This window comes from Serratia marcescens (genome assembly GCF_006715005.1).
Classification (GTDB): domain Bacteria; phylum Pseudomonadota; class Gammaproteobacteria; order Enterobacterales; family Enterobacteriaceae; genus Serratia; species Serratia montpellierensis.
This window is the reverse complement of the sequence record NZ_VFMJ01000001.1, coordinates 5,094,512-5,112,741: the sequence shown is the minus strand read 5'-3', so window position 1 is coordinate 5,112,741 and position 18,230 is coordinate 5,094,512. Positions and strand designations below refer to the sequence as shown.

General features: G+C 64.1%; 1 protein-coding gene. It reads right to left on the bottom strand.

Translation table 11 applies throughout. The features are described from left to right. Window positions 1–38: 38 nt before the first annotated feature. The gene (locus tag FHU12_RS27545) at window positions 39–17,897 is read right to left on the bottom strand and encodes a non-ribosomal peptide synthetase (RefSeq protein WP_141972320.1); all 17,859 of its coding nucleotides are present in this window, start codon (window positions 17,895–17,897) and stop codon (window positions 39–41) included. Window positions 17,898–18,230: the final 333 nt, after the last annotated feature.

Genomic DNA, 18,230 nt, shown 5'->3' with positions numbered 1-18,230 from the left:
TCTTGCGAGGGCTTTCTCATCGGATACATCCCGCCGGCTTACGCCTGTCCAAGCTCGCGCAACGCCAGATTGAAGTGCTGTCCCAGCTCACGCCGGTGAACCGGATGCTCCATCATAGACACATGATCGCCGTTGACCTGGCTGACGCGGACGGTCGCCGGCGACAGCAGCCTATCCCATCCCAACGCGGAAGCGTCTTCGCGGCAATATCCCGCCTGCTTGATCTTCTGCCAGTACGCCTGGAACTGTGCGTTCTGCGAATTGACGGAAACCTGCTCCTGCTTCGCCTTGAACAGATGAATTTTCAGCGTTGCAGACTGCACCTGAGTCGCTTCCACCAGTTTGGCGTAATGGTGTCGCTGTTGCCAGAGCGCCGCCTCGTCGGCCACTTCCTCACACTGAGTCTTGATCCCGGCGCGTTGCACGGCCGCGATCGCCTCCGGCAACGGCAGCTCGGCCAACTGCTGACAGAACTGCGGATCCGGCCTTTCCTGCATTGACTCCACCCAGTTCAGCAACAGCTGGACCGGGCTGTGCATCGCCGCCACCGGCCGCAACGTGTCGATCAGCCCCAGGAAAGCGACCGCTTCCCCGGCCGATTGCAGCTGCTCGGCGATGGCATAGGCCAACACCCCGCCGGAAGAGTACCCCGCCAGATGGTATGGTCCCTGCGGCTGCACTTCGCGAATCAACGCTACGGCGCTGGCGGCCATATCGGACATGGTGGCCGGCTTCTCCTCCACCGCCGGCCACGGCACGGCGTAGACCGGGAAGGTCTCGTCGATCTCCTTGGCCAATTCAAACACGTAGGAGTGGTCGCCAAAGCCGGTCGGGACGAAGAACAGCGGTGGTCGGCTGCCACTGCTGCGAGCCGGCACGGCTTTGCGCAGCGGAGCCTCTGCGGTGCGACGATCTATCCGCTCGGCCAGCTCGGCCAATATCGGATGGTTGAAGATCGCCTGTACCGGCAAGGTGATGCCTTGCTGACGCAGCTGGCTGGAAAGACGCACCGCCAGCAGCGAATGGCCACCGAGCTCGAAGAAATTGTCGTGGCGTCCTATCTGGCCAATCTCGAGCAGCTCACACCATACTCGCGCCAGCGTCGTTTCGATCCCACCCTGAGGCGCCGCATACTCCCGAGTGCCGACTACCGCGCACTCCGGCTCCGGCAAGGCACGCCGATCCAGCTTACCGTTGGCGGTCAACGGCAGCGCATCCAACCAGACATAAGCCGACGGCACCATGTACTCCGGCAAGCGTTCGCTCAGATAGGCCCGTAACTGCCCCTGCAGCGCGCTGTGGTCAACGTCGGCCGCCGGTACGATCCAGGCGACCAGGCGCGGATGGCGCTCCGTCGAACAGACCTGTACCACCGCTTCCCGCACCCACGGGCTCGCCGCCAGCTGTACCTCGATCTCGCCCGGTTCGATACGGAATCCGCGCAGCTTGATCTGCTGATCGCATCGCCCTTGGTATTCAAGACTGCCGTCCGGCAGATAACGCGCCAGATCGCCGGTGCGATACATGCGGCCACCGCCGACCGGATTGAATGGATCGCTCAGGAAACGCTGTGCCGTCAGTTCCGGTCGGTTCAGGTAGCCCAATGCCACCCCCACACCCCCGATGTACAATTCTCCTACCGCCCCCACCGGCACCGGGCGCCCACGGGCGTCCAGCAAGTAAGCGCGGGTATTGCCGATCGGTTTCCCAATCGGCAAGCGCGCCTCCCCGTCAGCCCGCTCAATACGTGCCGTTGTCGCAAAAGTGGTGGTCTCCGTCGGCCCATAAGCATGGATCAGATGCACCGGCCCTCGTTCTTGCAACAACCGCGCATAAGCGCCCGGATCCTCTTTCTCCCCTCCGCTAATCAGATATTTCAACTGCGACAGTGCGCCGCTGATGCTGTGCACATACTGATTGAACAACGCGGTGGTCAAGAACAGCGTGGTGATGCGATGGTGTTGCAGCTCGGCCGCCAGACGCTCGGCCTCCATCATCACCTCCGGCGCTATCACCACCAGCGCACCGCCATTCAACAGGGCGGCCCAAACCTCCATCGTGCTGGCGTCAAACGCCGGGTTGGCCGCAAAGGCTATGCGGTCGTCGGCGTCAAAGGCGGCATAGCGGTTGTTGCGCACCAGACGCGTGATGCCCTGATGCGGCGTCATGACGCCTTTCGGCGTACCGGTCGAGCCGGAGGTATACATGATGTAGGCCGTCGCGCCGCTCGACATGCGCAACGCCGGGTTATCGTCATGACCTTCAGCTTCGCGATCCTCGATCGTCAGCTGCGGAATGCCTTCGTCGCCGATAACGTCCGTCAGCATCAGGCAGGCACCGCTGTCATCGGCGATCCACGCCTGACGCGCGGCCGGCAGTTGCGGATCGATAGGCACATACGCCGCACCGGCCTTGATTACCGCCAATTGGGCGCAGACCAGTTCGATGCTGCGCGCCAGCCGCACCGCGATCCGGTCGCCCGGTTGTACGCCGCGCTCAATCAGCCGATGCGCCAACCGGTTGGCGCGCGCATTCAACTGTGCGTAAGTAAACTGCCGCGTATTCTGGATCAAGGCGACGGCCTGCGGCGTCAGTTGCGCCTGCTGTTCAAACAGTTCGTGCACGCAGGTATCTGCCGGATAAGCTTCCGCCGTATGATTCCAGCGGCACAGCTGCAGCGCATATTCTTCATCCGACATCACGTCCAATTCGCAGATCGGTGACTGCGGCGCCTGCTCCAGCGCCTGCGCCAATGTGCTCAACGCCTGTGCCATATAGCCACACACGCGCTGCGCTTCAATCGGCTGTCTGACCTGCGCCGTCAGGCCCAACGAATCACCGCCGTCCTCGACCGACAGCACGAACGGATAGTTGGTACGTTCCTGGCTATCGAGCAGCGTCACGCCGGTCGGCAATGCGGTGTCCTCGCCGCTGTTATGCCGATAGTTCAACAGAGCACTGAACAGCGGCGTGCCCGCGGCAACGCCGCTGCAACGCTGCGCCAACGCCAGCGGCGCATGCTCATGGGCCAGCAGCCCGCTCAGCCGAATATGCGCCTGCAACACCGCCGATTCCGCGCCGATATCGTTGACATCCAGCCGTAACGGCAGAGTATTGATAAACAGTCCGAGCGCCCGCTCCGCCCCGTCTCCGGCCTGCATGCGGCCCAACAATACGGTGCCGAACACCACCTCATCGCGGCCGGTGGCGCGCGCCAGCACCTGCGCCCAGGCCAGGTGGCACAGGCTGGCCAGGCTGACGCCCAGCCGCCGCGCCTGCCGCCGCAGCTGCTGATTGAGCGTATGCGGTAATGCCAGGTGCGCCGTCGAGATATCTCGCCCTTCGCCATGTACGTCGCTCAGGCCGAACGGCAGCGAAGGTTCATCGATATCCGCCAGCAGAGTGCGGAAGAACTGTTCGTGTTCGGCATTGCTCACGCCGAGCCGCGCCTGCGCCACCGCGTTGCGGAACGGCGGCGCCTTGGCCAGTTCGTCCCCGCGCCCGGCCAGAATCAGATTGATTTCCTCCTGCATCACCGCCAGGGTCGAGTGATCGCCGATCAGGTGATGCCACTGCTGGAGTACGCACCAACTACCCCCCTCTTCCTGTGCAGCGACAAAACTCAGCAACGGTGCGCGCGTCAGGTCAGGCCGTACGCGGCGCGGATCAAACAACGCCGTCAGCCGCGCACCGATCTCGCCCTCTGCCGGATTGAGCCGCAGTTCTCGCAGCGACAACTCGGCCTTGCGCCACACCACCTGCACCGGCGCGGACACGCCCTGCGTGATGAACGCGGTGCGCAGAATGTCATGGCGATCGATCACCTGCTGCATCGCCGCCAGCCAGGCGTCCAGACGCGCACGGCTGTCGAAACGCAATACCGCAGACAGCTGGTACGGATCGCCCTGTTCCGCCAGCAGATGGTGGAACAAAATCCCCTCCTGCAGCGGCGACAAAGCGTAGATGTCCTGTACGTTGGCCACGCCGCCCGGTACCTGCGTCACCACCGCGTCGATCTCCGCCTGGCTCAGCGTCGCCAGCGGCAACATCTCCGGCGTAATGGAGGCGCCGCCCGGTAGGATACCGTTAGCCGGCACGCTCACTTCTTGCTGCGTGACCAACGTCTGCGCCAGCGTCGATAGCGTCGGCGCGGTGAACAGCGTTTGCACCCCGGCGCTCAACCCGACACGGCGCAGCTGCGCCATCAACTTCACCGCCAACAGCGAATGGCCGCCCAGTTCGAAGAAGTTATCGTGACGCCCGACCCGCTCAATACCCAGTAGCTCGCGCCAAATCCCCGCCAACAGCGTTTCCAGTTCGCCTTCAGGCTCGGCGTAAACCTCACGCACGTAGGCGTCCTCCTGCGGTTCAGGCAGCGCGCGCCGATCCAGTTTGCCGTTCGGCGTCAGCGGTAGCGTATCCAGCGCCACCCAGGCTACCGGCAGCATAAACTCCGGCAACATACCCGCCAGATACTGCCGCAGCGTCACCGCCAACGTCTGGCGATCCGCATCAGACTCCGGTACCACCCAGGCCACCAGTCGCTTAGTGTCGGCTTCGCCGAGGACATCCACCACCGCTTCGCGCACCGCCGGATGACCGGCCACTCGCGCCTCGATCTCACCGCATTCGATGCGGAAGCCGCGAATTTTCACCTGCCGATCGTTGCGTCCCAGATAGTCGATATTGCCGTCCGGCAGATAGCGCGCCAGGTCGCCGGTGCGATACATACGCTCACCTGGGTTAAACGGATCCGCCAGGAATCGCTCTGCCGTTAGCTCTGCGCGGTTGAGATAACCCAGCGCCACCCCGGGGCCGGCGATGTAGATCTCGCCGGTCGCGCCGAGCGGCACCGGCTGCCCGTGCGCATCCAGCAGATAAATCCGGGTATTGCCGATCGGCCGCCCGATAGGCAAACGCTGCCATTGGTCCACCCGCTCAATCGTGGCCGTCGTGGCGAACACCGTGCACTCGGTCGGCCCATAACCGTTGATCAGCCGTACCGGCCCAGCCTCTTTCAGCATGCGGGCAAAGGCGTGCGGATCCGCCGCTTCACCACCGCTGAGCAGATATTTCAACTGCGCCAACGTCGCGGCGATGCTATGGACATATTGGTTAAACAACGAGGTGGTCAGGAACAAGACGTTAATCCCTTGCCGCACCAGCGCCGCCGCCAACGCTTCGGCTTCCGTCAACACTTCCGGCGCAATGATCGCCAGACTGGCGCCATTCAACAGGGCGCCCCACACTTCCAACGTGCTGGCGTCAAACGCCGGATTGGCGGCGAAAGCGAAGCGATCGCCGCGTTCAAACGACGCAAAACGATTGTTGATCGCCAGCCGGAGGATGCCTTGATGCGTCACCATGACGCCTTTAGGCGTACCGGTAGAGCCCGAGGTATACATGACGTAGGCCGGTGCGTCGCCGGCGCGAGGCACCGCCGGATCGTGGGTTGGATTCTGCCGCAGCCGATCGATACGCAGGCATGCGATCTCACCGACTATTTCGCGATCGAGATCGCGATCGCACAGGATCAACGACGCCCCGCTGTCACCGATGATCCACGCCTGCCGCGCAACGGGCAGGTGTGGATCGAGCGGCACATAAGCGGCCCCCGCCTTGAGGATCGCCAACTGGGCGATGACCAGAGAAACGCTGCGTTCGAGCGACGTGGCCACGCGATCGCCGGGGCGCACGCCCTGTGTGATGAGTTGGTGCGCCAGTTGGTTGGCATGGGCGTTCAATTGGGCGTAGCTCAGGCTGTCCCGATCGTTCACCACCGCAACGGCATCCGGCGTGCGCTGCGCCCACTGTTCAAACAGGGCATGGGCGCTGCTCTGCGCCGGATAAACTTCCGCGGTTCGGTTCCAGCCGTACAACAGCAGTTCGCGCTCTGCAGCCGGCAACAGATCGAGATGCGACGCAGGCTGCGTAGCATTTGTCGCCATCGCCCGCAGCACCTGCACCAGATAAACGCCGTAACGCTCGACGGTAGCGCGGTCGAACAGCGCCGTGGCGAAGTTCAGCGTACCGCTGATTTGCTCATCGCCCTCCGCCAGATCGAGCGTCAAATCATACTTGGCGATCTGATAACCCAACTCGGCACTCTCGGCCTGCAGCCCAGGCAGCGAGATATCGCGCACCGAGCCGTCCTGCCAGGCCAGCATCACCTGGAACAGCGGGGTATAGCCCAGATGGCGCGGCGGATTGACCAGCTCCACCACCTGCTCGAACGGCAGATCGCGATTTTCCCGGGCCGTCAGCACCGTGTGGCGGATCCGCTCGATCAGCGTCGGCAGATCCGGATCGTCGCGAAGATCGATGCGCAGCGCCAGCGTGCTGACGAAGAAACCGACCAGCGATTCGGTTTCCAGCCGGCCACGGTTGGCCTCCGGCGTGCCGATCACCAACTCCTGCTGCCCGGCCATGCGCGCCAGCACCAGGCTCCAGGCTGCCAGCACCGTCATGAACAGCGTGCCGCCATGCTGCCGGCTGAACTGCCGCAGCGCCTGCGTCAGCTCGGCGTCTATCGCGATCGGCACCTCCCCGCCGCTGAAAGACTGCACCGTCGGACGCGGCCGGTCGGTTGGCAGCGTCAGCAGCGCCGGCGCATCGCTCAGCGTTTCGCGCCAGTATTGCGCCTGCGCCGCCAACCGCTCTGGCGTCAGATAGCGACGCTGCCAGGCGGCGTAATCCGGGTATTGCAGCGTCAACGGCGGCAGCGGATCGCCATCGCCGCGGCGGAAAGCACCGTACAACGCCCCCAACTCACGCAGCAGAATACCGGTCGACCAACCGTCGGAGATGATGTGATGACAGGTGAGCAGGAACAGGTGCTCTTCATCCGCCAGGCGGATCAGCGCGGCGCGCACCAACGGACCGGAACCCAAGTCGAAAGGCGCCTCCGCCAGGCGCTGCGCCAGTTGTCGCGCCTGGCTCTGGGCATCCTGCTGCCCACGCAGATCGTGAACCGTCAACGGCAGCGCATCTACCGGCAGAATGTGCGCCTGAGGCTGTCCCTCGACGGTGACAAACCGGCTACGCAACGCTTCGTGACGGGCATAGATCGCATCCAGGCTCTGTCGCCAGGCGGGCAGATCCAGCTCGCCGCGCAGGCTCAGCGCCAGAGGAATATGGTAAGTTTCACTCAGGCCTTCCAACTGAGTCAGGAACCACAAACGCTGCTGGGCAAACGACAGCGGCAACGCGGCGTCGCGCGGCATAGCCTCGATCGGCGGCAGCGCCTCATCAGTCCTGCGCAGCTGCTGCGCCAACACATGCAGCGTCGGGTTGGCGAACAGGGTCTGCAACGGCAGCTGCCATTCCACCTGCTGCAGACGGTTGGTCAGACGCACCGCCAGCAGCGAGTGGCCCCCCAGTTCGAAGAAGTTATCGTGGCGGCCTACCCGCTCCACGTTCAGCAGGTCGCGCCAGATCGCCGCCAGCAGCGTTTCGTGTTCACCCTGCGGCGCTTCGTACACCGCCTGGCTCTGCGTCCCCTGCGGCTCCGGCAGCGCCCGCCGATCCAGTTTGCCGTTCGGCGACAGCGGCAACGCCGCCACCACCACCCAGGCCGACGGCACCATATAGTCCGGCAGCGCCGCGCTCAGATGCTGCCGCAGCACGCCCGTCAGCGTCTCTTCCGCCACGTCCGCGGCCGGCACCACCCACGCCACCAGCCGTTTGTCGTCGCCCACCGCCCGCGCATCCACCACCGCTTCGCGCACCGCCGGGTGCGTTGCCAGCGCCGCCTCTATCTCGCCGCATTCGATGCGGAAGCCGCGGATTTTCACCTGCTGGTCATTGCGCCCCAGGTACTCGATGTCGCCGTTCGCCAGATAGCGCGCCACGTCACCGGTGCGGTACATTCGCCCGCCCGGCGCGAACGGATCGCTCAGGAAGCGCTCCGCCGTCAATTCGGGCCGATTCAGATAGCCCCGCGCCACCTGCACCCCGCCGATATACAGCTCGCCCACCGCCCCCAGCGGCACCGGCTGCCCGTGCTCGTCCAGCAGGTAGATGCGCGTGTTGGCGATCGGCCGCCCGATCGGCACCGACACCCGGTCCGCCTCCCGCGAACAGTGCCAGGCGGTGACGTCCACCGCCGCCTCCGTCGGCCCGTACAGGTTATGCAACTCCGCCTGCGGCAGCCGGCGGTAAAACTCCGCCACCAGCGCCGCCGGCAGCGCTTCCCCGCTGCACATCACCCGCACCACCTTGCCGCAGCGCGTCGCCGCCTGCCCGTCCGCCAGGAAGCTTTGCAGCATCGACGGCACAAAGTGCAGCGTGGTGACGCCGTACTGTTCGATCGCGCGGCTCAGGTAGTCCGGATCCTTGTGCCCTTCCGGCTTCGCCATCACCAGGCGCGCGCCGACCATCAGCGGCCAGAAGAACTCCCACACCGAGACGTCGAAGCCGAACGGCGTTTTTTGCAGCACCGTGTCCGCCGCTGTCAGACCGTAGGCCTCCTGCATCCACACCAGCCGGTTGACCACCCCGCGGTGTTCGTTCATCGCGCCCTTCGGTTTACCGGTCGAACCCGAGGTGTAAATCACGTACGCCAGGTGCGACGCCTGCGCGCGCCGTTCCGGGTTCTCGGCGCTCAGCGTCTCCGGCAATGCCGCCTCCAGCGCCAGCTGCGGCGTCGCAGGCTCGCCCAGCGCCGCCCGGCCGGCGGCGTCCGCCAGCAGCAGCACCGGGTCGGCGTCCTGCAGGATGTACTGCAGGCGCTCGCCCGGATAGGCCGGATCGAGCGGCACATAGGCGCCGCCGGCCTTGAGGATACCGAACAGCGCCGTCACCATGTTCAGGTCGCGTTCGGCGCACACCGCCACCCGGCTGTCCGGGCCGACGCCGCGCGCTATCAGCGCGTGCGCCAGCCGGTTGGCGCGGGCGTTCAACTGGGCGTAGCTCAGGCTTTCCGTTCCGCTCACCAGCGCGATGGCGTCCGGCGTGCGGCGCACCTGCTGCTCGAACAGCGCCGCCAGGGTCTGATCCAGCGGGTAGTCACGCTCGGTGCGGTTCCAGCCATGCAGCAGCAGTTCGCGTTCCGCCTCAGGCACCACCGCCAGTGAACATACCGGCGTTTCCGGTGCCTGCTCCAGCGCTTGCGCCAGCGAGCCCAGCGCCTGCGCCATATAGTCGCACACCCGCTGGGCATCGACCGTCTCTGTCACCTGCGCCGTAATGCCGAGCGAATCGCCGCCGTCCTCCACCGATAACACAAACGGATAGTTGGTGCGCTCTTCGGCGCTCAGCAAGCTGACACCTTCCGGTAACGACACTGCCTCGCCGTTGTTATGGCGATAGTTGAGCAAGGCACTGAACAGCGGCGCCCCAGGGCTGACGCCGCTGCAGCGCTGCGCCAATGCCAGCGGCGCATGTTCATGCGCCAGCAGCCCGCTCAGCCGCACATGCGCCTCCCTTGCCGCCGCCTCCGCGCCTCGCCGATCGATGTCCAGGCGCAGTGGCAATGTGTTGATAAACAACCCCAATGCCCGTTCCGCGCCTTCGCCGCCCTGCAGGCGACCCAGCAATACGGTGCCGAACACGACCGCGTCTCGCCCGCTGACGCGCGCCAGCACCTGCGCCCAGGCCAGGTGGCACAGGCTGGCCAGGCTGACGCCCAGCCGCCGCGCCTGACGTCGCAATCGCAGATTCAGCGCCGAAGAGAGCGCCTGGTAGCGGCTGACGATTTGCCGTCCTTCACCATGCACATCGCTCAGGCCAAACGGCAGCACCGGCTCGCTGATATCCGCCAACATGTCGCGGAAGAAGCTTTCATGTTCTGCTTCGCTGAGCGTCAGGCGCGCCTGCGCCACCGCATTGCGGAACGGCTGGGCGGCGCCCAGCTGTGCGCCACGGCCGGCGAGGATCTCGCTGACCTCTTGCTCCATGAAGGCCAGCGTGGAGTGATCGCCAATCAGATGATGCCACTGCTGCAAAGCGCACCAGCAGCCGTCTTCCTCCTGCGCGACGGTAAAATTGAGCAGCGGCGCACGGGTCAGATCCTGCCGCTGATGCAGCGGATCAAAACTGGCCGCCAGCTGTTGCCAAATCGTACCCTCAGCCGGATCGAAACGCCGCTCGCTCAGCGCCAGCTCGGCCTTGCGCCACACCACCTGCACCGGCGAGGACACGCCCTGCGTGATGAACGCGGTGCGCAGAATGTCATGGCGATCGATCACCTGCTGCATCGCCGCCAGCCAGGCGTCCAGGCGCGCACGACTGTCGAAACGTAATACCGCAGACAGCTGGTACGGGTCGCCCTGTTCCGCCAGCAGATGGTGGAACAAAATCCCCTCCTGCAGCGGCGACAAGGCGTAGATGTCCTGTACGTTGGCCACGCCACCCGGCACCTGTGCCACCACCGCGTCGATCTCCGCCTGGCTCAGCGTCGCCAGCGGCAACATCTCCGGCGTAATGGAGGCGCCGCCCGGTAAGATCCGGTTTTCCGGTATCTCGATCTCACCCTGCGCGCTCATCGCCTGCGCCAACGCCGACAGCGTCGGCGTTGAGAACAACGTCTGCACGTTCGCTCCCCAACCGGCACGCCGCAGTTGAGCCATCAACTTCACCGCCAGCAGCGAGTGGCCGCCCAGTTCGAAGAAGTTGTCGTGGCGGCCTACCCGCTCCACGTTCAGCAGGTCGCGCCAGATCGCCGCCAGCAGCGTTTCGTGTTCACCCTGCGGCGCTTCGTACACCGCCTGACTCTGCGTCCCCTGCGGCTCCGGCAGCGCCCGCCGATCCAGTTTGCCGTTCGGCGACAGCGGCAACGCCGCCACCACCCCCCAGGCCGACGGCACCATATAGTCCGGCAGCGCCGCGCTCAGATGCTGCCGCAGCACGCCCGCCAGCGTCTCTTCCGCCACGTCCGCGGCCGGCACCACCCACGCCACCAGCCGTTTGTCGTCGCCCACCGCCCGCGCATCCACCACCGCTTCGCGCACCGCCGGGTGCGTTGCCAGCGCCGCCTCTATCTCGCCGCATTCGATGCGGAAGCCGCGGATTTTCACCTGCTGGTCATTGCGCCCCAGGTACTCGATGTCGCCGTTCGCCAGATAGCGCGCCACGTCACCGGTGCGGTACATTCGCCCGCCCGGCGCGAACGGATCGCTCAGGAAGCGCTCCGCCGTCAATTCGGGCCGATTCAGATAGCCCCGCGCCACCTGCACCCCGCCGATATACAGCTCGCCCACCGCCCCCAGCGGCACCGGCTGCCCGTGCTCGTCCAGCAGGTAGATACGCGTGTTGGCGATCGGCCGCCCGATCGGCACCGACACCCGGTCCGCCTCCCGCGAACAGTGCCAGGCGGTAACGTCCACCGCCGCCTCCGTCGGCCCATACAGGTTATGCAACTCCGCCTGCGGCAGCCGGCGGTAAAACTCCGCCACCAGCGCCGCCGGCAGCGCTTCCCCGCTGCACATCACCCGCACCACCTTGTCGCAGCGCGTCGCCGCCTGCCCGTCCGCCAGGAAGCTTTGCAGCATCGACGGCACAAAGTGCAGCGTGGTGACGCCGTACTGTTCGATCGCGCGGCTCAGGTAGTCCGGATCCTTGTGCCCTTCCGGCTTCGCCATCACCAGGCGCGCGCCGACCATCAGCGGCCAGAAGAACTCCCACACCGAGACGTCGAAGCCGAACGGCGTTTTTTGCAACACCGTGTCCGCCGCCGTCAGGCCGTAGGCCTCCTGCATCCACACCAGCCGGTTGACCACCCCGCGGTGTTCGTTCATCGCGCCCTTCGGTTTACCGGTCGAACCCGAGGTGTAAATCACGTACGCCAGGTGCGACGCCTGCGCGCGCCGTTCCGGGTTCTCGGCGCTCAGCGTCTCCGGCAATGCCGCCTCCAGCGCCAGCTGCGGCGTCGCAGGCTCGCCCAGCGCCGCCCGGCCGGTGGCGTCCGCCAGCAGCAGCACCGGGTCGGCATCCTGCAGGATGTACTGCAGGCGCTCGCCCGGATAGGCCGGATCGAGCGGCACATAGGCGCCGCCGGCCTTGAGGATACCGAACAGCGCCGTCACCATGTTCAGGCCGCGTTCGGCGCACACCGCCACCCGGCTGTCCGGGCCGACGCCGCGCGCTATCAGCGCGTGCGCCAGCCGGTTGGCGCGGGCGTTCAGCTGGGCGTAGCTCAGGCTTTCCGTTCCACTCACCAGCGCGATGGCGTCCGGCGTGCGGCGCACCTGCTGCTCGAACAGCGTCGCCAGGGTCTGATCCAGCGGGTAGTCACGCTCGGTACGGTTCCAGCCATGCAGCAGATGCTCCCGTTCGGCGAGCGGCAGCAAATCGATATGGGATACCGACCGAGCGTTATTCAGCGTCATCGCCCGCAGCGCCTGAATCAGGTAAACGCCGTAGCGTTCAGCGGTGGCGCGATCGAACAACGCCGTGGCGAAATTCAGCGTGCCGCTGATGCCTTCGCCGGTATCGGCCAAGTCGAGCGTCAGATCAAACTTCGCCGCGCTGTATTCCAGCCCGGCCAGCTCGGCCTGCAGCCCAGGCAGCGGAATATCGCGCACCGAGCCGTCCTGCCAGGCCAGCATCACCTGGAACAGCGGGGTATAGCCCAGATGGCGCGGAGGATTAACCAGCTCCACCACCTGCTCGAACGGCAGATCGCGATTTTCCTGCGCCGTCAGCACCGTGTGACGGATCCGCGCGATCAGCGTCGGCAGATCCGGATCGTCACGAAGATCGATGCGCAGCGCCAGCGTACTGACGAAGAAGCCGACCAACGATTCGGTTTCCAACCGGCCACGGTTGGCCTCCGGCGTGCCGATCACCAGCTCCTGCTGCCCGGCCATGCGCGCCAGCACCAGGCTCCAGGCCGCCAGCACCGTCATGAACAGCGTGCCGCCATGCTGCCGGCTGAACTGCCGCAGCGCCTGCGTCAGCTCGGCGTCTATCGCGATCGGCACCTCCCCGCCGCTGAAAGACTGCACCGTCGGACGCGGCCGGTCGGTTGGCAGCGTCAGCAGCGCCGGCGCATCGCTCAGCGTTTCGCGCCAGTATTTCGCCTGCGCCGCCAACCGCTCTGGCGTCAGATAGCGACGCTGCCAGGCGGCGTAATCCGGGTATTGCAGCGTCGGCAGCGGCAGCGGATCGGCATCGCCGCGGCGGAAAGCACCGTACAACGCCCCCAGCTCACGCAGCAGAATGCCGGTCGACCAACCGTCGGAGACGATGTGATGACAGGTGAGCAGGAACAGGTGCTCCTCATCAGCCAGGCGGATCAGTGCGGTACGCACCAGCGGCCCCTGCGTCAAATCGAACGCCTGAGTGGCCGCCTGGCGGCAAAGCGTTTCGGCTTGCGCGGGGTGATGTCGCAGATCGTGGAACGCGAGCGGTAAGCCGTTAGCCGGCAAAATCTGTACCTGCGGCCGATCTTCCCGGGTGATGAACCGACTACGCAGCGATTCATGGCGCGCATAGAGCGCGTCCAGGCTGTGTTGCAGCGCCTGCCGGTCCAACCGACCGCGCAGCCGCAACGCCAGGGGGATATGGTAGGTTTCGCTCATCCCCTCCAACTGGGTCAGGAACCACAGCCGTTGCTGGGCGAACGACAACGGCAATTCCCCATCGCGCGCCACCGGCAGTATCGGCAGCGGTTCCTGAGTCGGCGCAACCTCCAGCGCCTGCGCCAGCACGTGCAGTACCGGGCTGGCGAACAGCGCCTGCAACGGTAACTGCCATCCGGCTTGTTGCACGCGGTTAGCCAGGCGCACCGCCATCAGTGAATGCCCGCCCAGTTCGAAGAAGTGGTCATAGCGACCGACGCGCTCTACGCCCAACAGCTCGCGCCAGATAGCCGCCAGCAGGTTTTCCGCCTCGCCCTGCGGTGGCGCATAGGCTTCGCGCACATAGGCATCGACCTGCGGCACCGGCAGCGCCCGCTTGTCCAATTTGCCGTTGCCGGTCAGCGGCAACGCTTCCAGCCAAACGTAAGCCGCCGGCACCATATAATCCGGCAACCGCGCCTGCAGATGCTGGCGCAATCCGGTCGCCAGCGTAGCGCGTTCGGCCTCCGGCGCCGGCACCACCCACGCCACCAGTCGCTTACCCCCGTCGCCATCGTCAATCGCGTCCACGGCTACGCTGCGCACGCGCGGCTCGGTACTCAGCTGCGCTTCCACCTCGCCGCATTCGATGCGGAAACCGCGGATTTTTACCTGCTGGTCATTGCGCCCCAGATATTCGATATCGCCACCCGGCAGATAGCGCGCCAGATCGCCGGTACGGTACATGCGCGCACCCGGCGCCCGGTTGAAAGGATCATCGAGGAAACGTTCCGCCGTTAATTCGGGCCGGTTCAGATAACCCCGCGCCACCCCTTCACCGCCGACGTACAATTCGCCGATTGCCCCCATCGGCACCGGTTCACCGTCGGCACCCAGCAGATACAAGCGCAAATCCGGGATGCGGCTGCCGATCGGACTGGTGGTAATCGCCGTATCCTGCGCCGACAGCGGCCGATAAGTCACGTGCACCGTGGTCTCGGTGATGCCGTACATATTGACCAATCGGGTCTGCCGGTTCTCTGGATGAGCAAACCACGGCGCGAGATCGGAAGGCTTCAGCATTTCGCCACCGAACACGATCTCGCGTAGCTGCTGGCGCGCTTCGCTGTGCGCCTGAGCCTGAGCCTGGATAAAGGCCTTGAAGGCGCTCGGTGTCTGGTTCAATACCGTGATGCCGCTGCGGCAGACGAAATGATAAAAATCCGGTGCCGAACGGGCGATCGCCTGCGGTACGACGAACAGCTGGCCACCATACAACCAGGCGCCCCAGATCTCCCAAACCGAGAAGTCGAAGGCGAATGAATGGAACAGGCACCATTTGTCGGCAGCGCTAAAGTTGAACCAGGCGTTCGTCGCGCTGAACAGCCGCGCGACCTGTCGGTGCTCCACCATCACCCCTTTGGGTTTGCCGGTCGAGCCGGAGGTATAAATCACATACGCCAGGTGCGACGGGCGTATCCCGACGTCCTGCAGATCGCCGTTTTCCCCCGTCAACGGCTGTTCCAGCGCCAGTACCGGCACCTCGCAGTCGCCCAGCGCTTGTCGGCCAAGTTCATCCGCCAACAGCAGCACCGGCGCTGAGTCCGCCAGGATGTACTGTAGCCGCTCGCCGCTATAGGCAGGATCCAGCGGCACATAGGCGCCGCCGGCTTTGAGGATCCCCAGCAGCCCGACCAGCATCGGCAGACCTCGTCCGGCGCACAGCGCCACCAGGCTGTCCGGCTGCACGCCAAGCGCTACCAGCCGATGGGCCCAACGGTTCGCCCGGGTATTCAATTCCGCGTAGGTCAGGCTGTCATCGCCGTACGTCACCGCGATCGCCTCCGGCGTCCGTTTGACCTGCGCTTCGAACAGCCGGTGCAGACAAGCCGCCGGCGAATGTGAAGCGACGGTGTGATTGAGGCCCTGCAGCAACTGCGCGCGTTCTTCCTCGGAAACCAGATTGAGTTCGCCGACAGTACGACGATGAGTACCCGCTCTCACTGCATCGTTGAGCAACATCAGCAAATGTTGTGTCGCACGCAACATCTGTTCGTCAGCCACGGAGGCGGCGTCGTATACCCAGCGGAAGGCACCGTCAGCCTTACAGATTTGCAACACCGCGCGCGAGCCGGAGTCTATAATGGCGGCAACGCCCTCGTCTTCCGGCTGCACCCCCTGCGCCGAGCGCCGGCTGACGATCGATACCGCCGTCGGCCAAACCTGAGACGCTCGCAGATCCGCATCGCGCGTCAGCAATGCGGGGTGATAATCGGCATGAGCGCGCAACTGGCCGTATTCCTGCTCCAGCGCGGCCAATGCCTGCTGGAAATTACCGGCGGAATCAACAGAGACCTGCAGCGGCAGCACGCGCGCGCTCAGGTGAGCCCAACGTCCCCAATCCCGATCGTCCGGGGTGATCCACCCCAGCTGAAAATCGGTTTCATTGCACATGCGCGCCAGATACAGGGTTGCTGCCGCCAGCACCTGCTCACCGGCAATTTTTTCCAGGCGCTGCCAGGCCGTCGCCTGCCAGCGTGCGGGAATGCCCGCCTGGCGGCCAGGCCCCGGCGGGAACGGCGCCGGATAGTAGCGCGTCAGGCGCGGTTGCCAAAAAGCGGCGCTATCGGCGCTGGCGCCATACGCCGCGCCTAACCGCGAGGCTTCGGCAGCGTTAATCGTCGGCAAGATCGAGCCGACAGACAGGCCGCAGGCCTGCGCCAGCACATCGCCTGGCTGAACAGATCCGTCGGCGCGCAAGAACGGCCCGACGCGCACCACGCCGGGGTTCGCGGCGATCGCCCAGCCGTCGGCCTCGATGTGCAACAGGGTACCGGGTTCGGCCTGCCTTTCATCGCTCACCGCCTGCAGCGCCGTCACGCCCAGCACACGCTCCGCCAGCAGGATCTTCGCCGCGCATCCCGCGCCATGGCTCAGCGAGCTCACCAGGCGCTGCAGCGCCTCAGCCGGGCGATCCCAACGAATGATGCCGCCGGCAGGCGGTTGCCGACGGTTGGTGTAAAAGCTGCCGCCGGCCTCGGCATCCGCCAACGTTGCCACCTGCCGATCCAACGCTTCGATCGTTTCCGTCGTTGAAGCGTTCAGCGCCCGTAAAACAAACTGGAAACGGCGCTGTAGAACATCCAGATCGCCTAATGAATTCGCATAAGCGGCATCAGAAAAAGTGACATCCAGCTCATTGGCCTGCTGGTCTTCGTACAGCATAATCTGTAGATCGCCGGACGGAATATTCCCACCATAATACCAACGGGTGCGGCACCCCCAGAAAGGATCGCCGTGGTCGAAAGAAACAATGTTAATTGAAGGGCCAAACCAGGCGGAATCCGTCGCGCCATTATCACGCCGAATGTCCTCTCCCCGATATAACTGGTGGCGAACCACTTTCGCTATTTCAGCCGCCACTTTCTGGATAAATTCAGCCAGACTCAGCTGGGGTTCAACCTTGATAATCAAAGGGACAACGTTGGAGGTCATACCAATACTGTTTCGTTCTCTTGTCCCGGTCACCGGCATGCTGAAATTAAGATATTCACTGCCGGTCAAACTGTAGAAACATAATGCTACGGCGGCGGCCAATATATGTGCGCGGTGTACGCCGATATTGTCGGCTTGTTGTTGCAGCTGATCCAATGCGTCTTTTTCCAGCAGCTGCATATTGCGGTGCATCGCGGCGTCCGGGGTCAATATCGCTCTGCGTGACAAACTCTGCGGTGCGGCGGCGGTATATTCCCGCCAAAAAGCCTGATCGGAAGAAAAGCGTGAGGAGTCGCGGTATTTGATGTCGTTTTCATAAAGCAGAGAGAAATTGCAGTTGGCGAACTCAGGGATGACGCCACCGGACGCCAGCGCATTATAGTAAGCCGCGATGCGCCGCATCACTTCCTCGGCGCTGCGGCCGTCGGTGATCATATGGTGGAAACGCCGATAGAGGACATAGCGCTGCGGAGCGAGCGTAATCACATAAAAACTAAAAGGTTCCTCTCCTGTGGCGCGGCGCGGCAGCGCCGCATCCGCCACCATCCAACGTCTGGCCGCTTGCAGAGGGTCAGGTTCTTTACTGAAATCGAGTGTGAACAGCGGCTCATGTGTACGTGGCGCGCGGTATTGATAAAGCTCACCGTCTTTTTCCACAAAATGCGCTTGCAGAGCCGGCGTTTCTTCGACGATGGCATCGATGGCTTGCCGCAGGAGCTTAACGTCGAGAGGCCCGTCAACCTGCCCATAGCCCCAGATATTGAACGACAACTCTTTGGAGATGTTCTCCCCCAGCCAGAGTTCACGCTGCGCGGTCGTTATTTCGTGCAGTTCGACTTTCCCCGCCGCGGCCTGAGCACCCGTACGGAATTCCCCACTCTTCACATCAGTTTGTTTGTTCATAATATTCTCTAGCACGTTTTCATTACGTTAATGAAAGGGACCGTCCGGATTTAGGCAAAGCCTGGCCGTCCGACAGTTCAAGTCAGAATAAAAAACCGTAGAAAAGCTGGGTCTCCCCCAACTAAGAAAGAATGAAATGGTTAATCCAGAGGTTCCCCCCTGTGCCTCAATTTGTAGAGCTGTGAAGTATAGGAGAGGATATTTTTTTTGGCGAAATGTGCGAAAGGGAATAAATGACCATTTTATTTCCCCGATATTACTCAGGGATGACGAGCGAATTCCTCTTGTATTAATCCGATATAATTATAGAGAAACTCATATTCTTTTGTATTA